The 17809-nt window shown below is 52.3% G+C and carries 19 protein-coding genes and 3 tRNA genes; 10 read left to right on the top strand and 12 right to left on the bottom strand.

The annotated features are described in order from the left end of the window. The first annotated feature begins 1 nt into the window (after window position 1). Window positions 2-1456, top strand: a complete 1455-nt coding sequence (locus HMPREF1144_RS15640; protein ID WP_009653328.1) for an AMP nucleosidase — start codon at window positions 2-4, stop codon at window positions 1454-1456. A gap of 761 nt (window positions 1457-2217) precedes the next feature. Here HMPREF1144_RS15640 and HMPREF1144_RS15635 read toward each other — a convergent pair. From HMPREF1144_RS15635 to HMPREF1144_RS34010, 3 genes are all read right to left on the bottom strand, one after another. Beyond that, window positions 2218-2293, bottom strand: a tRNA-Asn gene (locus HMPREF1144_RS15635). A 161-nt stretch (window positions 2294-2454) separates the two neighbouring features. Further along, the gene (locus HMPREF1144_RS15630; RefSeq protein ID WP_009653322.1) at window positions 2455-3876 is read right to left on the bottom strand and encodes an EmmdR/YeeO family multidrug/toxin efflux MATE transporter; all 1422 of its coding nucleotides are present in this window, start codon (window positions 3874-3876) and stop codon (window positions 2455-2457) included. A gap of 8 nt (window positions 3877-3884) precedes the next feature. Beyond that, window positions 3885-4064: a DUF5951 family protein gene (locus HMPREF1144_RS34010; protein WP_219922278.1), complete on the bottom strand. Its 180-nt coding sequence runs from the start codon at window positions 4062-4064 to the stop codon at window positions 3885-3887. Between the two features lie 6 nt (window positions 4065-4070). On the opposite strand from HMPREF1144_RS34010, the gene HMPREF1144_RS15625 reads away from it, so the two are divergent. Continuing rightward, window positions 4071-4146 (top strand) — tRNA-Asn (locus tag HMPREF1144_RS15625). 52 nt (window positions 4147-4198) lie between these two features. Here the strand turns inward: HMPREF1144_RS15625 and HMPREF1144_RS15620 are convergent. The 3 genes from HMPREF1144_RS15620 to HMPREF1144_RS15610 all read right to left on the bottom strand — a co-directional run bounded on the left by HMPREF1144_RS15620 (window position 4199) and on the right by HMPREF1144_RS15610 (window position 6043). After that, on the bottom strand, window positions 4199-4531 hold the full coding sequence (locus tag HMPREF1144_RS15620) for a type II toxin-antitoxin system PemK/MazF family toxin (RefSeq protein WP_009653321.1): 333 nt from the start codon (window positions 4529-4531) through the stop codon (window positions 4199-4201). Beyond that, a complete protein-coding gene (locus HMPREF1144_RS15615) occupies window positions 4532-4789 on the bottom strand; it encodes an antitoxin (protein WP_004852307.1) in 258 nt (85 codons plus the stop codon). 339 nt (window positions 4790-5128) lie between these two features. Next, window positions 5129-6043 carry a LysR family transcriptional regulator gene (locus HMPREF1144_RS15610; RefSeq protein WP_009653341.1) on the bottom strand — a complete coding sequence of 305 codons (915 nt, stop codon included), beginning with the start codon at window positions 6041-6043 and terminating at the stop codon, window positions 5129-5131. 100 nt (window positions 6044-6143) lie between these two features. Between HMPREF1144_RS15610 and HMPREF1144_RS15605 the strand changes: the two genes are divergently transcribed. Next, window positions 6144-7142, top strand: a complete 999-nt coding sequence (locus HMPREF1144_RS15605; RefSeq protein ID WP_009653340.1) for an aldo/keto reductase — start codon at window positions 6144-6146, stop codon at window positions 7140-7142. Between the two features lie 37 nt (window positions 7143-7179). On the opposite strand, the gene HMPREF1144_RS15600 is transcribed toward HMPREF1144_RS15605, so the two are convergent. Beyond that, on the bottom strand, window positions 7180-8106 hold the full coding sequence (locus HMPREF1144_RS15600; protein ID WP_009653332.1) for a LysR substrate-binding domain-containing protein: 927 nt from the start codon (window positions 8104-8106) through the stop codon (window positions 7180-7182). A gap of 179 nt (window positions 8107-8285) precedes the next feature. On the opposite strand from HMPREF1144_RS15600, the gene HMPREF1144_RS15595 reads away from it, so the two are divergent. Continuing rightward, window positions 8286-8891, top strand: a complete 606-nt coding sequence (locus HMPREF1144_RS15595) for a glutathione S-transferase family protein (protein WP_009653325.1) — start codon at window positions 8286-8288, stop codon at window positions 8889-8891. A 121-nt stretch (window positions 8892-9012) separates the two neighbouring features. On the opposite strand, the gene ldtA is transcribed toward HMPREF1144_RS15595, so the two are convergent. The 3 genes from ldtA to nac all read right to left on the bottom strand — a co-directional run bounded on the left by ldtA (window position 9013) and on the right by nac (window position 12007). Further along, window positions 9013-9954, bottom strand: a complete 942-nt coding sequence (gene ldtA / locus HMPREF1144_RS15590; protein ID WP_009653331.1) for a L,D-transpeptidase — start codon at window positions 9952-9954, stop codon at window positions 9013-9015. A gap of 78 nt (window positions 9955-10032) precedes the next feature. Beyond that, window positions 10033-10983: an HTH-type transcriptional regulator Cbl gene (gene cbl / locus HMPREF1144_RS15585; protein ID WP_004852319.1), complete on the bottom strand. Its 951-nt coding sequence runs from the start codon at window positions 10981-10983 to the stop codon at window positions 10033-10035. Window positions 10984-11089: 106 nt separating this feature from the next. Beyond that, window positions 11090-12007 (bottom strand): nitrogen assimilation transcriptional regulator NAC, encoded by a 918-nt coding sequence (nac, locus tag HMPREF1144_RS15580; protein WP_004852321.1) that lies wholly within the window; start codon window positions 12005-12007, stop codon window positions 11090-11092. A gap of 330 nt (window positions 12008-12337) precedes the next feature. Here nac and HMPREF1144_RS15575 point away from each other — a divergent pair. Continuing rightward, window positions 12338-12413, top strand: a tRNA-Asn gene (locus HMPREF1144_RS15575). Window positions 12414-12561: 148 nt separating this feature from the next. Here HMPREF1144_RS15575 and HMPREF1144_RS15570 read toward each other — a convergent pair. Then, window positions 12562-13047 (bottom strand): hypothetical protein, encoded by a 486-nt coding sequence (locus tag HMPREF1144_RS15570; protein ID WP_042927873.1) that lies wholly within the window; start codon window positions 13045-13047, stop codon window positions 12562-12564. After that, window positions 13031-13852, bottom strand: a complete 822-nt coding sequence (locus HMPREF1144_RS15565; protein ID WP_042927871.1) for a winged helix-turn-helix domain-containing protein — start codon at window positions 13850-13852, stop codon at window positions 13031-13033. The genes HMPREF1144_RS15570 and HMPREF1144_RS15565 overlap by 17 nt, the downstream gene beginning before the upstream one ends. Before the next feature lie 803 nt (window positions 13853-14655). Between HMPREF1144_RS15565 and HMPREF1144_RS15560 the strand changes: the two genes are divergently transcribed. The 5 genes from HMPREF1144_RS15560 to HMPREF1144_RS15540 form a co-directional block, all read left to right on the top strand. Continuing rightward, entirely contained in the window at window positions 14656-15156 is a 501-nt protein-coding gene (locus tag HMPREF1144_RS15560) for a helix-turn-helix transcriptional regulator (protein WP_009653324.1), read from the top strand. Window positions 15157-15195: 39 nt separating this feature from the next. Next, a complete protein-coding gene (gene fimA, locus HMPREF1144_RS15555; RefSeq protein ID WP_004852329.1) occupies window positions 15196-15738 on the top strand; it encodes a type 1 fimbrial major subunit FimA in 543 nt (180 codons plus the stop codon). 72 nt (window positions 15739-15810) lie between these two features. After that, entirely contained in the window at window positions 15811-16350 is a 540-nt protein-coding gene (locus tag HMPREF1144_RS15550; protein WP_009653339.1) for a fimbrial protein, read from the top strand. A 46-nt stretch (window positions 16351-16396) separates the two neighbouring features. Next, a complete protein-coding gene (locus tag HMPREF1144_RS15545; RefSeq protein WP_032721514.1) occupies window positions 16397-17107 on the top strand; it encodes a fimbria/pilus periplasmic chaperone in 711 nt (236 codons plus the stop codon). Between the two features lie 74 nt (window positions 17108-17181). Further along, the coding region (locus HMPREF1144_RS15540; protein ID WP_009653327.1) for a FimD/PapC N-terminal domain-containing protein at window positions 17182-17809 on the top strand (628 nt) is incomplete at its 3' end.

The raw sequence follows: 17809 nt of genomic DNA, 5'->3' as shown, positions 1-17809 counted from the left end.
CATGAATCAGAAAGCCGCCAGGCTGACCCCAGAACAGGCGCTTACGCAGCTCGAAGCGCTCTATGAAAAATCGGTCAATGCGCTGCGTAAAGCCCTCGGCGATTATATTCACCATAACATCCTCCCCGAGAATAGCGCCCGTGCGGAAGGACTGTTCGTTTACCCGCAGCTGTCGGTATCGTGGAACGGAGCGGAACATAAAGCGTTAAAAACCCGGGCCTGGGGTCGCTTCACCCATAGCGGTTGCTATACCACCACCATCACTAACCCTAAACTGTTTCGCGCCTATCTGCTTGAACAGCTCACCATGCTGTATCAGGATTACGATGCCGCGATTACCGTCGGGCTGTCGCAGCATGAGATCCCCTATCCGTACGTTATTGATGGCTCTGAACTCACGCTCGATCGCTCAATGAGCGCCGGCCTGACGCGTTTTTTCCCCACCACCGAGCTGTCGCAAATTGGCGATGAAACCGCCGATGGCCTGTTTCATTCGACGGAATACTATCCACTTTCCCACTTCGACGCCCGCCGCGTCGATTTCTCGCTGGCGCGCCTGCGCCACTATACCGGCACGCCGGTTGACCATTTCCAGCCGTATATGCTGTTTACCAACTACACCCGCTACGTCGATGAGTTCGTGCGCTGGGGCTGTAGCCAAATTCTCGATCCCGAGAGTCCCTATATCGCCCTCTCCTGCGCGGGCGGGATCTGGATAACAGCGGACACGGAGGCGCCGGAGGAAGCAATTTCCGATCTGGCGTGGAAAAAGCATCAGATGCCCGCCTGGCACCTGATAACCAAAAACGGACAGGGGATCACGCTGATTAATATTGGCGTCGGCCCGGCAAATGCCAAAAATATCTGCGACCATCTGGCGGTGCTGCGTCCGGACGTGTGGCTGATGATTGGCCACTGCGGCGGCCTGCGTGAAAGCCAGAATATCGGCGACTACGTGCTGGCCCATGCCTATCTGCGCGACGACCACGTGCTGGATGCGGTGCTGCCGCCGGATATCCCTATTCCGAGCATTGCCGAAGTTCAGCGCGCGCTCTACGACGCCACGAAGCAGGTCAGCGGCATGCCGGGCGAAGAGGTAAAACAGCGGCTGCGTACCGGAACGGTGGTCACCACCGACGATCGCAACTGGGAGCTACGCTACTCAGCCTCAGCGCTGCGCTTTAACCTCAGCCGCGCGGTGGCTATCGATATGGAAAGCGCGACCATTGCCGCCCAGGGCTATCGCTTCCGCGTCCCCTACGGCACCCTGCTGTGCGTCTCCGACAAACCGCTGCACGGCGAAATTAAGCTGCCGGGCCAGGCGAACCGCTTCTATGAAGGGGCTATCTCCGAACATTTGCAGATTGGTATTCGGGCGATTGACCTGCTGCGCGCCGAAGGCGATCACATGCATTCGCGCAAGCTGAGAACCTTCAACGAACCGCCGTTCCGCTAAGCTCTGATATCATACGAGCAGAATACACTCAGTCCGGATCGCGTGAAATATTTACGCGGCCACCAGCCGGACTGAGCATTATAAAATAAAGCGTTTATTTTCGTTAGGGGTAAAAATTTCTCAGAACACATCCATACGGTATATCCGCGCAATATTATTATTGCTATGCCAATTAAAAAATAAACATTTTATTAACATCTCAACATCATTTGCCCCATGGTCATAAAACGCCCAGCCGAGGGCTGATTAACACTTGAATTGAGTATCGTAACCTCTTAAATTAATTAGATAAATTCACACGAAACAAAAAAGCGGTACAAAATAGCCAGCGCCAGGGAGAGATCAAAATAATCAAAGAGTTCTCTATGGGCGCTACTCTACTCTGGAATCATCCTTTAATAGCGACAGGTTATTTGCAACAAATACCTTGTTACTAAATTACCAGAGATAAAATTGCGCATGTCGACAGTAAGCAACCATGGATATGCTTATCTATCGCGACCGGCAATATACTATTTTCGTAAAAGTAGGGAAGACAGCTTTATGAAATTAACCGTAGGGAATATCCGCCTGTTTATTTTATTAGCAACTCTTTTTTTCTGGACTGCCGCGATCGGGCTAATTTCCCTTATTGTCTCCTGGTTTTAAGGCCCTGATGGTGCGCGGGAATGTTCTTCTGTGTCCCGGCGTTGCCACCATCGTGGCTATGGAATAGAAAGCAAAAAGCCCGCTTAAGTTTCCTTAAGCGGGCTTCTTAAATATGGCTCCTCTGACTGGACTCGAACCAGTGACATACGGATTAACAGTCCGCCGTTCTACCGACTGAACTACAGAGGAATCGTTTGAACGAGGCGCATATTATCGATGGCGCCCCACCTTGTCAAAGGCTGTTTTCACATTTCAAACCGTTTGCCGAATAATTCTCCACTTTGGGCGAAAAGTCCCGTTTCGCCCACCGCATGTTACGTTTCTTCAATCTGCGCGCGGGTCTCGTCGGCCTACGCTTTCGTTCGCGGATACTTCCACAACCAGCGCCCGCTGACCATCCGGCAGTAAAACAAAACGCCGCGCACCGCCCAGTCAAGCACCATACCCAGCCAGACGCCGATCACCCCCATGCCCAGCACAATCCCCAGCGTGTAGCCCGCCACCACGCGACAGCCCCACATGCCAAGCATTGAAACCCACATGGTGTAGCGCACATCACGTGCTCCTTTAAAGGCGCACGGCAGCGTCCAGGCCATCGCCCAGATCGGCATAAAGAAGGCGTTCAGCCACAGCAGCTCTTTCACCACCACTTTAACGTCCTCTTCGCTGGTATAGAACGAGGCGATCAGGCCGGCAAGCGGCGCGGTTCCCCAGGCGATCGCCGTCAAAATGATGGTCGACAGCCAGAAGACGTGCCACGCCTGACGCTCCGCCTGAGCGATCTGCCCTTTTCCGAGGCGTCGGCCGGTGATAATGGTCGATGCGGAACCGAGCGCGTTCCCCGGCAGGTTGATCAGCGCGGCCACGGAGAAAGCGATAAAGTTACCGGCAATCACGTTGGTCCCCATCCCGGCAACAAACATCTGCGTCAGCAGCTTGCCGCCGTTGAACAAAACCGATTCAATGCTGGCGGGAATACCGATACCCATCACTTCCCAGATAATGGCGAAGTTAAACGGCTTAAAATAGCTCTTCAGCGAAATGCGCAGCGCCGGGTTAAAACCGATCATGAGCACCCAAATAGTGGCTACCGCGCCAATGTAGCGGGCAATCGTTAATCCCAGCCCGGCGCCGACGAACCCCATGCCGGGCCACGAGAAAATGCCGTAAATCAGGATGCTGCTGATAATAATATTGAGGATATTCATCCCGCCGTTGATCAACAGCGGAATTTTAGTGGTTCCGGCGCCGCGCAGCGCGCCGCTGCCGATCAGGGCGATGGCCGCTGCCGGATAGCTCAGCACCGTCAGCTCCAGATAGGTCAGCGCCAGACCCTTTACCTCTTCTGTCGCATCCCCGGCGACAAAATTAATGATTTCCGCGCCGAAGGCATGGATGACCGCCGCGAGAATAATCGAGAACAGGGTCATTATCGCCAGCGACTGGCGCGCTGCCGCCCTTGCCCGCCGCCGGTCCCGTTTGCCCAGGCTAAACGCCACCACCACGGTCGTACCGAGGTCGATGGCGGCAAAAAAGGACATGATCACCATATTGAAGCTGTCGGCCAGGCCTACGCCCGCCATGGCCTCTTTACCGAGCCAACTGACCAAAAAAGTACTCAACACGCCCATCAGCAATACGCAGGCGTTTTCCAGCAAAATGGGGACCGCAAGCGGGCTGATTTCACGCCAGTAGAGGACGCGGTAGCTCTTGCGTTTTTTAAACCAGGACGTGCGTTCGACGGACTGGCGTAATGCGGCGGTGACGTTCAAGGGAGACCTTAGTGAGAAAAGTTGAAACTACATTTCAAATGATGATAGAGAAAAGCTAATCCTGCAAAGCATTTTTCCCGATAAATTGTCGATAATGGCGACAATTTGTTGATGGATACGCCAGTTGAGCCTCGGACGGCGAATAGATGTTTGACAAAAGTTTTTTCGCCGCTAAGATACGACTCCACAACGATTCCTCTGTAGTTCAGTCGGTAGAACGGCGGACTGTTAATCCGTATGTCACTGGTTCGAGTCCAGTCAGAGGAGCCATATTTGAAAAGCCTGCTTTTGAAGCAGGCTTTTTGCTTTTCTGCGTCCTGCGTTAACTAAAAATTGCATCCAGCCTGGCAAGCACGTCATTTACCACAGCGTCTGGTATGCGTTCCAGCCGCTTGCCGTTCCGGGCAGCTATATCAATGGTTCTGGGCTGGTCGCAGCGAATAACGCCCGTTGTTTTTATCCCTGCCCCTTCCAGTGAAACGGTGAAACCTGCCGTGCGAGCAAAATTTCCGCCGCTGGTGATGGGAACAACAACGGGTAACCGGGTCAGCTTGTTAAACGATGCCTTCGATACGATAAGCACCGGACGTTTTCCGCTTTGCTCGTGGCCTGCAATCGGATCCAGTGAAACGAGCCAGATTTCCCCTCTGTCCATCTACAGGATCTCCTTGCCCACCGCAGGAGCATCAATCCATTCCCGATCCTCTTCGCTCATTTCGGCGTGCGGATCGCACTGCGCCAGCAGCTCCTCAAGAGAATAATGAGGCCGTTTCTGGGGTTCAATAATCAGGCAGCCATTATTAATGGTCATGCCGACTTCGCTGTCCGTCGACAGCTCCAGCGTTTTGAGCACGGCGGGAGGAACCGCCAACATGATGGATCCGCCGACCTTTTTCAGGCGAGTGGTATACATAGAGCACCTCCGAATATTATATTTAAATATAACATCTACGGCAGGCGGTGCACAATTATTCATCAGATTAGTGGAGATTTCCTTTTCGTAATAAAGCGTGAAGAAAGCCGTTATCCATCTTCGTCAGCGATACCAACCCCGGCGGCTACCGGGAAGATCGGGGCTACAACGGATTTAGCTATATTTTGCACCCGTGCTGCCCCGGAACCGGGCAGCGTTAACGGCACGGGATGGCGACCGGACGATAAAGCCGCAGAAGCGTCAGGCGTATCGACCGTGCAAAATAGCGTGATAAAATCAGTTTTTCATTCCGCCTATTTTCACCCGCCGTTTCACATGCTATTGCTGCAGGATATTTTTATTCATCAACATCACCCATGTTATAAATGTTCTCAGGGGGACCGGGATATGTTTGCGGCTCGGATAGTAAATATTAAAATGATCGGCAGGATAACGATAAGCAGACAGCAAGCGGACAAGCCCGCCTTCTTTAATTTTATCCTGAACCAGATTCTCATATACAAAGGCAATACCTAATCCGGATTCCGCAGCCTGTATCATCGCCACATCGGAATCCATCACCAGATCGCCCTTCACAGCCACTTCCGTTATAACGCCCGTAGCGCTAATAAACTCCCAGCGGTACCGATCCCCACCTGGAAAGCAACGATTAATGCATCTGAAATTAACGAGTTCTTTTGGTGAAAAGGGTGCGCCGGATTTTTTTATAAAATCCGCACTCGCCACTGGGATAAGAGATAGTGGTTCACCAAAGGGTATGGCAATCATATCTTTAGGCACATCTTGCGTATAGCGTATACCCGCATCAAATCCTGAATCTATAATATTGACTTTCCTGTCCGTGGTGAATAACTCAAGTTTAATATCCGGATACTCATTTTTGAACGGTGCGAAGTAACGCTGAAAGAAGAGATCCAGCACAACGCGTGGCAAATTTAGTCTCACCACCCCTTCCGGCTTTGCTCTGTGCTCATTAAGGTTATCAATCACCCGCCTGTAGTCATTAAGCACAGGAGTAACGTCATTCAGAAACTCCTGGCCGATAGCGGTCAGAGAAAGACTGCGCGTAGAACGATTTAGAAGCCTCGCGCCCAGTTTCTCTTCCAGATTATTTATGGCAATAGTTAACGTTGGTGGGGAAATATTCAACTCTTTTGCTGCCTGACGAAAACTTCCATGCTTCACAATAAGAATAAGCATTTCTACATGTTGCAATTCGGGAATATTTTTCATTGTTAACATCCGTAAAATACTGCATTAGAAAGAGATTAATTGTTGTGAATGAAAAAGGGAAGTATATATTTCAGCACATTGTACGAGTGAGGAAAATAAAATGGAAACACGTTATCTGGGAAAGAACAAATTTCAGGTGTCGGCATTAGGTCTGGGTTGTATGGGAATGAGTTTTGCCTATGGCGGAGCCGAAGAGTCGCAGGCAATTAACACCATTCACGCTGCGGTTGATTTGGGCGTTACCTTCCTTGATACCGCAGAAGTTTATGGCCCATTTGAGAATGAAGTGCTGATCGGAAAAGCAATCAAAGGCGTTCGCGACAAGGTACAGATTGCGACCAAATTTGGTTTCCGCATTCTTCCTGGCGGTCAGGGGCTTGAGCGTATGGCCGGCGTTGACAGCCGTCCTGAACATATCCGCGAGGCGGTAGAAGGCTCCCTAAAACGTCTCAACGTCGAGACTATTGATCTCCTTTATCAGCACCGCGTTGATCCCACCGTCCCCGTTGAAGACGTAGTGGGAACAATGGCAGATCTGGTCAAGGAAGGGAAAATTCTCCACATCGGACTTTCTGAGGTCTCTGCCAATACTTTACGCCGGGCCTGTGAAGTTCATCCGATCGCCGCCGTTCAGACTGAATATTCTCTCTGGACCCGCGAGCCGGAAGAAAACATTCTTAAAACTTGCCGCGAATTAGGGGTAGGATTTGTGCCCTATAGCCCGCTGGGTCGTGGATTCTTAACCGGCAAAATCACCGATCGGTCCGGCTTCGCCGAGGATGATTTTCGGCGCAATCTTCCTCGCTTCCAGCACGATGCCATGCGGAAAAACCAGCAGCTACTCAGCCAGCTGCGGAATGTGGCCGATAAATATCGCTGTACCCTGGCCCAGCTCGCTCTCGCGTGGGTGATGAGTAAAGGCGATGATATCGTCCCCATTCCCGGCGCGCGCCAAATCTCGCATTTGCAGGATAATGCCGGCGCAGCCAGTCTGGCTATTTCCGATGTTGATATTAAACTCATCGATCGCATATTTACCCCTGACAATATTCACGGATTAAGATATACCCAGGGTGATTTTCATTTAATCGATAAGTAACATCCTGCTATAAATTCTCCCGCCTTTCCGGCGGGAGCTAAGGTTTACCGTTTCGCGTACATTTATCCTCCACCGCGCCAGTTTGCTGGCGCCACGCGGTAACCTCCTCATCAAGCCAGGCCTTAAATAGAATGGCTTCGTTTTTCTGCTCTGCGCCCTGCGATGAAACCAGCCAGTAAGGCCACGGATAAGGGGCGGTGAAAGACGTAAGCTGTACCAGCTCACCTCTGGAGAGCGCATCCTGGACTAAAGAGCGGCGTTCCAGCGCGATACCTTTACCGAGCCGGACGGCCTCCAGCACCAGGTTTGAGTCATTGATGCACAAACCGCCTGGCACAATCTCTCTTTCAAGCCCCGCGTTGATACACCATGCTTTCCACGACTCCATGGAAAAGATAATGTTGCTCTTCGCTATCTCTGACGGCGTACGGGGGAGCACGCCGCCGTTATAGGTTGGCGCGGCCACAACGATAAGCTGATCGGAGAAAAGGTAATGGCTCTCCGTTCCTTCCCAGTCGCCTTTTCCCATGCGTATAGCCAAATCCGCCCCTTCCTGCTGCATGCTGGTTATCGCCAGGCTCGCCTGTATTCGCAGCGAGATATGGGGGTATTTCTCCCGAAACCGTTCCAGGCGAGGCAACAACCAGTGGCAGCCGAACGAGGGCACCATCGCCAGGGTCAGCTCCTGCCGGCGGGGGTTGACCTGCACCAGCCGGGTGGCATCAGCAATATGGTGCAAAGCCTCGCGGACCTGTAAGGCATAGAGCCGCCCTTCTTCATTAATCTGCACGCCGCGGCCGTGACGGATAAACAGCTTGAGGCCGACCATCTCCTCCAGCACTTTAATCTGCTGGCTGATGGCTGAGTGCGTAACGTGTAGCTCTTTCGCTGCCAGCGTCACGCTGCCAAGACGCGCCACGGCTTCAAAACTACGTAAACTCGCAATAGGGGGAAAATCCGCCATGTTACCGCTCCCACAACCTGACGCGTAAAACGTGACCCACAATCTGTCAGTAATACTAACCCAACCCGTAAGATACTGAAGATATTCGCCATGACGAATTTACTGTACTGTTTCTTCACCGCCGGCAATGAAGCATTAACCCCGGCCTATTTCACCAGCACAGGAAAACAGGAATCATGATGAAGCTTATTGGCATGATGGATTCGCCTTATGTAAGGCGCGTGGCAATTTCCCTTGAACTCTACGGCGTCGAGTTTGCAAGTCACCCGCTGTCCGTATTCAGCAGCTTTGAAGCCTTTTCCAGGATAAACCCTGCGGTCAAAGCGCCGACGCTGGTGCTGGATAACGGAATACGCCTGATGGATTCGTCGCTGATACTCTCTTATTTTGAAGCCCAGGCCGCCCCGGGGCGCAAGCTGCTGCCGGTCGCGCCGGACGCGCTGGCAAGCGATCTGCAAACGCTGGGCTTTATTCTCGCCGCGGGTGAAAAGGCGGTACAAAATGTCTATGAACACAATCTGCGCCCGGCGGAAAAGCAGCATAATCCGTGGATAGCGCGCATCACGACTCAGCTGCTGGCTGCCTGCAGGGAGTGGAACAGGCTGCTGGAGGAGCGTCCGGCAGCCGCGGTTCCCGATCAGGTGGCCGTAACGAGTACGGTTATCTGGACCTTTATTCAGTCAACGATCCCTCACGCGGTTCATGCGGGAGACTTTAATCATATCCGGTCCGTTGCCGAATTATTTGAAACCCATAGCGCCTTTAAAAAACATCCCTTTAGCTAAAGCATCAGCTCAATGCGATGAAGCTAAATCCTGAACGTGAATCGCCACGGCAACCGATAGCACCCGGCAACCGCGGGCGCGTTATCCTGATGGAAGACATCGCCTGGCGTGAGGGAGAGGGTTAAAAACCGCTACCGGCGTGCAGTGCTGCACGACCAATCTCCACCGGCATCCCTGAACGGCGTTCAAGCGCCTGCTCCGCGTGATTCACATCCACCCCCTCGCCCTTCACAAAGGCCTGAATCGCCGGCGTGATGGGGAGTGGCACCTTCCGGTCCGATTCATACTCCGCGCGGTTACGCGACAACGGTTCGTGAACTTCAACCCAGCGGCTGCCGTCCGGCTCGGCGGTATACTTCACCGGCTGATCGATGATCTGCACGCGCGTCCCGACCGGAACGGTATCAAACAGGTATTTGATGTCGTCGTTACGCAGGCGGATGCAGCCCTGGCTCACGCGCAGGCCAATGCCGAAATTGGCGTTGGTGCCATGGATCGCGTAGAGCCTGCCGATGTAAATAGCGTACAGGCCCATGGGATTATCCGGCCCTGCGGGCACAAACGCGGGCAGGCTTTCGCCACGGCTGGCGTATTCACGACGGGTATTGGCGGTGGGCGTCCAGGTCGGCGCCTCCTGCTTACGCTCCACGGCGGTGACCCAGTTACGCGGGGTTTCGCGTCCTGCCTGGCCAATACCAATCGGCAGAACGTCAACCGTTGTGCCATCGGGCGGATAGTAGTAGAGACGCATTTCGGCCACGTTGATCACGATCCCGTTGCGAACCGTGGCGGGCAGGATAAGCTGCTGCGGGACCACCAGCGTGGAGCCCGACTTCGGCAGGTACACGTCGACGCCGGGGTTGGCCTCGAGCATATTGCTCAGGCCCTGGCCGTACTGAGCGGCGAAGGCCTCCAGCGGCTGGGTATTGTGTTGCGGAATGGTGATGGTCAGCGGGCTGCCCACCAGGCGGCTTCCTTCCGGCGGCAACGGGTAGCTCACCGCCAGAGCGCTCTGGCTGGTGAGGATCATAATAAGAGAACAAAGCAGTTTCACACGCCGCACAATTTCCCTTCCTTTGTGGCGATAATCGTGAATAAATTATAGCTTCGTTTACTCTCTCATATCTGATTTATCATCCTGCTAAATCTGATAATCGATTGCGGCCTCTTCCGGCTCCATCGCCTGACGTTTAATTTCCTCCAGCGACAGCCCTGCGTTGCACAGTTCAATAAAGCGCCAGACGTAATTTCGCTGCAGCTGACCGCGCTTCAGGCCCAGCCAGACGGTATTGGCATCGAACAGATGGCGGGTATCGAGACGCGTAAAGGTATCAGATTCCCGCGCGTCGCCTGACTGTTCCGCCACTAGCCCTACGCCCAGCCCCAGCTCGACGTAGGTTTTGATAACGTCGGAGTCCTGAGCGCTTAATACGATATCCGGCATCAGCCCTTTACGGTTAAAGGCTTCGTCAATACGTGAACGCCCGGTAATCCCCTGGCGATAGGTAATGAGCGGCCAGCGGGCGATGGCATCGAGGGTTAACGGTGTCACCTGGGTCAGCGGATGATCTTTGGGGACCAGCAGGCTGTGGTGCCAGCGGAACCAGGGGAAAGCCACCAGCGTCGGGTCGTTGCTCAAGCGCTCGCTGGCGATGCCGATATCCGCGCCGCCGTTGTGCAGCAGCGCTTCAATTTCCTGCGGCGTCCCCTGTACTAATTCAAGACGAACGTCGGAAAAGAGTTCGCGGAAGGCTTTAATCACCGGCGGCAGGCTATAGCGCGCCTGGGTGTGGGTGGTGGCGATGGTTAAGACGCCGGACGCATCGTTGGTAAACAGGTCCGCCAGGCGACGAACGTTGCTGGCTTCATTCAGAATACGCTCGGCAATCGCCAGCAACGCTTTGCCCGGCTCCGTCATCCCCAGCAGGCGTTTGCCGCGGCGGATAAAAATCTCGATCCCCAGCTCTTCTTCCAGTTCACGAATATGACGGCTGACGCCCGATTGCGATGTATAGAGCATATTGGCGACTTCCGTCAGGTTGTAATCCTGACGGGCCGCTTCACGAATAATTTTGAGTTGCTGGAAATTCACCCTTTCCTCCGGGCTATCAGACATAACATATGCACTATTGTTAAAGTCTGTTGTCCCTGCTAACAAATAATAAAAACCAGCAACTTATTCCATTCAGGAATATAGTCTAACTTACTAACAATAATTCACGGTTTTCCAGCGACGGACGGCTCACCAACGACATTAAAATTTCCTTCACCGCCTGCGCCTGCGGCGACAAACTGCCGCGTGCCGACATATTGACCGACAGCGACAGGCTCATTGACGGCGTGCTGATGCGCGCCATCCAGCCATTCGCCGCGCTGCACAGCGAACGGGCGGCGGACTCAGGCAGAACGGTGACGCCCATGCCGCTGGCAATAGCCGCCGTCAGGGTGGTAATGGATTCAATTTCGCCGATAATTTTTGCCGACAGTCGACGCAGAGTGAAAGCTTCGGTGACCCTTGCGCGAACGGCGCTGTAATCACGCGGCAGGAACAGATTCATTTCCGCAACCGCCGTCAAATCCACGCTCTGCCCCGGGCAATCCCGGGTACCGACCAGGTAGAGATCTTCCTTCAGCAGCGGCTGACTGACGATCCCGGCGACCGGAGAACGTTCATAGAGCACGGCCATATCCAGCTGACCGTCGATAAGCTTATCGTTGAGGATCGTTCCGCTGCTTTCCTGCAGATAGACCATGACTTCCGGCAGCTCATTACGCACCGTTTGCAGCAGCGGCATGGTAATGGCCGAAGCCGCCGTGCCCGGGGCCAGCCCAATTGACACCTGGCCGCTTAGCGTCTGACCGACGTTGTTAACCGCCAGCTGCGCCTGCTCGCACTGGCGCAGGATAGTCCGGGCGTGGGTGTAAAGGATCTTGCCCGCTTCGGTCGGCGTCACGCCGCGCTTGGTGCGGATCAACAGCTGCTGGTCCAGCTCGCCTTCCAGGGTCGCAACCTGCTGGCTCAGCGCCGGTTGTGCGATGTGCAAGACTTCAGCGGCCTGGGTCAGACTGCCGATATCGACGATTTTCACAAAATACTTCAGTCGTCTTAAGTTCATTTTGCCTCCTGTAAGGAACACCAGTACCAACACTGGCCGTTTAGATGCAGAAGGTTTTGCAATTTGCTTGCCAGCTTTTTTGCAGGGACGCAAATGCCGCTGCAGGCCGCGTAATAAGGGATACTAATAGCAAACCGCGATTTTGTTGCCCGGTAAGCGGATTGCGGTATGCCCCATTAGGGGTATAAATGCACCGCAACGGTGCACCCGGCGGCTCAATGCCGTAAAAACAGGCACTCTGCTGAAATTGTCAGCAAACGAACAAGTTAAGGTGATTCAGGCTTTGACAAGGGGGATGGTCATCGTTAATATGCGCCCCGTTCACACGATTCCTCTGTAGTTCAGTCGGTAGAACGGCGGACTGTTAATCCGTATGTCACTGGTTCGAGTCCAGTCAGAGGAGCCAAATTTAAGAAGCCTGCTTTCGAGCGGGCTTTTTGCTTTGTTACTTTCTCATTTCAGCCAGATCGTCTTCTTTAGTAACGCCCCGCACGCGTTCCGCAACCGCTCACTCCTCTGGCTGTAACAGAGGAAAACCCCATAACTTATTAATATCAATTGTTTACGCAAATAAACGAGGGTGAGTACAAGCTGCGGACGATCCAGCCATTTTTCATTTTTTGTATCTTAATATAGCGTCCCGAGTCCGGATCGGGACTAAAAAAGACTTTTTGCATCATTCCCTCGATCATATTGTCGGCTTTCCGCTTCGAGATGGTCGTTTGGGTTAAGTGGTAAATGTTATTAGCTTTCTTTGCATAGATGAAATGATAGGATCTTTCGACATTGTACTTGACGTTATCGACTATCACTTTTCCGGAAACGTCAAAATAGCCGCTGTTATTTCCCCGCATCAGCAAGAAAGTTTTAAAGTTTGCATCAAAGCCAAATGAGCCCGATTCAATTCGCAAATTTGCGGAACAATCAAAATCATTTTGCTGATGAAAATGGTTTATCAGCCAGCCGCAAACAAAAACAGCAAATAAAATTGACAACAGAACATAAACGCGCTTTAAATTAACGTTATTCAGGAATTTCATAATCAGGCCTATAGTAGTTCTCACATGAATACAGCGCACCTGGTTTTATTTTTGAGTAGATACAGTGGGCCAGAAAAACCCTCCCTTCATTGGCTTTTAACACAGATTCCGAGATATTAAAGTAGAAAACGCTGTTGCCTAAGCAAACCATTTTCTGCTTTGCGCTTAGCTGGCGGACAAGAACCATCATCTTTTGCAGTTGCTCATTCGGTATGGCGTTAAAAGTTCTGACCGGGCAAGACTCAATGCTTCCCAGATAATAGCCTTCATCCTGGCCGGCCGCAAAAATCAGGCGATATCGGTCGGCACTCACGCTCCAGAAAAGGATAACCAACACAAATAGCGCAAGCAGCGCATAGCCAGACTTTTTTGCCCATCCCGCAGAAAATTTACGTGTTCCCTTATGTGCACAGCCGCTGCTGCTTAACGTTATAGCTTCCGCATCGTTTTCATTACGTATGGCGGGGGCTGAATTATCCACTCTCTCAATCAATATGCTCGCGGACACCCTAAACCCAACCCGGGGCACGGTAACGATAATCTCCTCGACACAGCCCATACTCCTGAAGACGGCTCTCAGGTCAGAAATATATTTATTGAGGCTATGGCTGGAAGTCCGCAGCCCATGCGCATCCCAGACTTTTTCAAGTATCTCGTTCCTGTAAACCACATGCTCTCTATGGTCTAAAAGGAACTTAAGCAGGCGGCTTGTGGTGGCTGTCAGCGTGACGCATGAGTCTTCATCGAGCCATAGCAGCCCGTCATCGCTCCTGAAATGGATCGTTCCTTGAATTTTGTAGATCATAAATCAGCCTTACAAATAATCCTCAGTCGCACACAATCCGCACATCAGGCATATGTGCAGTATTTTATACTAATAATAACCTTAAATTTATTGTAAATTGAATTTTAACACCTAAAAACCATTAAAAGAGAATACATATAACTGAAAAAAAACACAATGCTATTATTGTCTTCATCGAAACACAGGGCGTAACAAGACCCATCTGAGCTAGCCTTGCGCCTGAAACAATATAGACCACCAGAACATCATTCGGGATGTATGAGCTGAACGCGTCCTGAAGCTGTGAGAACCGAGGAGATAAATGATGATTAAATAATACCATCACGCAATTAACTACCTGATACATGAAATGACCAGGGATGATATTTTCACCGCCTGAATTAGCGTCCTGAAGACAGCGTAAAAGCGAGAATCCGGACACCTCTATAGGGATATACACAGGCAGATAAAAAGAAATCTGATTGGCTAAAGATAAAGATGTCAGACATTTATCAAGGAATGTTCCCTAAGAAAATTCCAATACAAAGAGTGCGCCTATTGTTCAGAGTTTAATGATAACTCAACCCTATCATTTTTAATTTACAAAAACCTATAAAAAAACAAATTATAAACCTTTAACGCTATTTACAATGAAAATCACAAACAAAACACCCACAAAATGATAACTTTGCAGTGGTTACATCTTTTAGAGCTTCAGCTGCATGCCTCATTGAGACGGGTGATGTTAGATTACTCTCAATTCGCTGAATGGTTTTATTAACGATGAGTTAAAGGTCAACCCAAGGATGAGATCGCGTTCAGACATGAATCTATCAACTAATATTTTATCCAAGGATAAATATTTCACTCTGGGCCTGATTGAACTGCTTGGAGTAGAGTTTATTGACAATTTCTTTTTGATTATAGATTTGGACTCTAACGACCTTTCGGGTTCGGAGTGGATTTATTTTTCAAATAAAAACATTGTTGCCTTCGCCTCCAGCGACTTAGCTTTTTATAAGTCCGAGCTATTTGAAAAAATAACCGTACTGGACAAAAAAAGTAATACCAGAAGCATCCTGAATTTCTTTTTAAAGAAAGAAACCTCAGGAAATTATCATACAAAGTATCGGCTAAGCCTGCGTGAAAAGCAGATGTTAAGCATGTTAAGCAGAGGGGAAAGCAACCAGGAGATCGCAGAAGAGTTTGGCGTGAAACTTAAGACTATTTATACGCATCGCCGCAACCTGATGAATAAATTAGGTTGTAAAAACAGGATTACGTTTCAAAAGTTATTTTTCAACAATAAATGTTTTTTTAAGTGAAGCATAGCTTCAGGATTATTCATAAACAGGAGTTTTATCATGAACAAATTAGCACTTATCGTTATTTCAGCACTGTCCCTGAGTTCTGCTGCGGCTCTGGCCGATACCGTTACGGTGAACGGCGGTACGGTGCATTTTAAAGGGGAAGTGGTTAACGCGGCCTGCGCGGTTGATGCTGGTTCTATCGATCAGACCGTTCAGTTAGGCCAGGTTCGTTCTGCAAAGCTGGCGGCCAAAGGCGACACCAGCACGGCTGTCGGCTTCAATATCCAGCTGAATGATTGTGATACCACCGTCGCCACCAAAGCCTCCGTCGCGTTTACCGGCACGGCGATTGACAGCGCCAACCCAACGGTACTGGCCCTGCAGAACTCCGCCGCGGGCGGCGCGACTAACGTCGGCGTACAGATCCTTGACCGTACCGGTACTCCGCTGGCGCTGGACGGCGCCGCCTTCGGCGCGCAAACCACTCTGAACGATGGCACCAACGTTCTCCCGTTCCAGGCTCGCTACTACGCGACTGCCGCAGCCACTGCCGGTACCGCTAACGCTGACGCCACCTTTAAAGTGCAGTACGAGTAATTTTTTCATCAGGCAGGGAAGCGCGTCGGGCCAGGATGGCCCGTTATCCGAATAAGAGTGAGGGTGATAACGATGCAAAGAATGAAGTCTGGTCTGTTGATTTTATTGCTCCCACCGCTGGCGCTGGCAGGAAACCAGTGGGACACCATGCTGCCCGGCGGGAACATGCGCTTTCAGGGGATAGTCATTGCCGAGTCCTGCCGCGTTGAAGTCGGCGATCGCCAGATGACGGTCAAGATGGGGCAAATCAGCAGCAATCGGTTTCATTCGGCCGGGGAGGATACCAACCCCGTCCCCTTCGATATTCACCTGCAGGAGTGCAGCACCGCCGTAAGCCAGCGCGTTGGCGTGACGTTTCACGGCGTCGCCGATGGCAAAAATCCGGATGTCCTCTCGGTTGGCGAGGGACCGGGGATCGCGACCGGCATTGGCGTTGCCCTGTTTGATAACACCGGCAGTCAGATCCCGCTCAATGCGCCCCCAGGGGCATGGACGCAGCTGCACACGGGGCCAACGACGCTGCATTTTGTCGCCAAATATCGTTCCACCGGGAATCAGGTCACCGGAGGAGCGGCAAATGCTCAGGCCTGGTTCTCCCTGACCTACCAGTAATCAGCGCCGGTAACAGGAATTCACCGTGAGAAAGAAAGAGATAAGCATGAAAAATAGACGGGCTACCACGCGCGGGATGCGCGGTTTACTGGCAGGACTCCTGCTGCTCTCCACCGCCGGTTTTACCGCTCAGGCGCAGGCCGGCGTGGCGCTGGGCGCGACCCGCGTGATTTATCCGGCCGGACAGAAACAGGCTCAGCTGGCGGTGACCAATAACGACGACAACACCTATCTGATCCAGTCATGGGTAGAGAACGCCGATGGTGCGAAAGACGGGAGTTTTGTCATTACCCCGCCGCTGTTCGCCATGCAGGGGAAGAAAGAGAATACTCTGCGCATTCTCGATGCCACCAACGGCCAGCTGCCGCAGGACCGGGAAACGCTGTTCTGGATGAACGTCAAAGCAATCCCATCGATGGATAAATCAAAGCTCAGCGAAAACACGCTACAGCTGGCGATTATCAGCCGTATCAAGCTTTATTACCGCCCGGCCAAACTGGCGCTACCGCCGGATCAGGCCGCGGAAAAGCTAAAGTTCCGCCGCAGCGGAAGCTCACTCACGCTGATTAACCCAACCCCTTATTACCAGACGGTCACCGAGCTCAACGCCGGAACCCGGGTGCTGAAAAATGCGCTGGTCCCGCCGATGGGCGAAGCCAGTGTCAGTTTACCGTCCGATGCCGGTCGCGAGATTACATACCGGACGATTAATGACTACGGCGCACTCACCCCGCGTATGAAAGGCGTCATGCAGTAACTGACCGGGGAGCAGCGCTCTCCCCCTGAACGAAAAAAATAACGATGGCCGGGCGACTTTGGACCGGAGGGACTATGTCACATCTGAAATATGGACTCTACCACTTGGGCTCCCGGCGTATGGCTCCAGGATCTGCTCGCGTATTCGCGCAGATCCCCCTTGCCCTTATACTTTCCTCACCGGCTTTTTACGCGCAGGCGGAGCTCTATTTCAACCCACGCTTTCTGGCGGACGATCCCGCCGCCGTGGCGGATCTGTCCGGTTTTGAAAAGGGCCAGGAGCTGCCGCCGGGTACCTATCGCGCGGATATCTACCTGAATGACGGGTATATGACCACCCGCGATATCACCTTTAATGCCGCTGAAAAGGGCCACGGGCTGGCCCCCTGCCTGACGCGCGGACAGCTGGCCAGCATGGGCGTGAATACCGCGGCCATTGCCGGAATCGACGTGCTGGCGGCGGATGCCTGCGTACCGCTAACCGAGATGATCAAAGACGCCACCACCCGCTTTGATGCCGGGCAGCAGCGGCTGTATCTGACCGTACCCCAGGCGTTTATGGGCAACCGCGCCCGCGGCTATATTCCGCCTGAGCTCTGGGACCACGGAATTAACGCCGGGCTACTGAACTACAACTTCACCGGCAACAACGTGCACAACGACGTCGGCGGCAGCAGCAACTACGCGTACCTGAACCTGCAGA

The sequence above is a fragment of the Klebsiella sp. OBRC7 genome (genome assembly GCF_000293135.1).
Lineage (GTDB): Bacteria > Pseudomonadota > Gammaproteobacteria > Enterobacterales > Enterobacteriaceae > Klebsiella > Klebsiella michiganensis.
The sequence above is the reverse complement of the archived record's forward strand: the minus strand, read 5'-3'. Positions and strand labels throughout refer to the sequence as shown.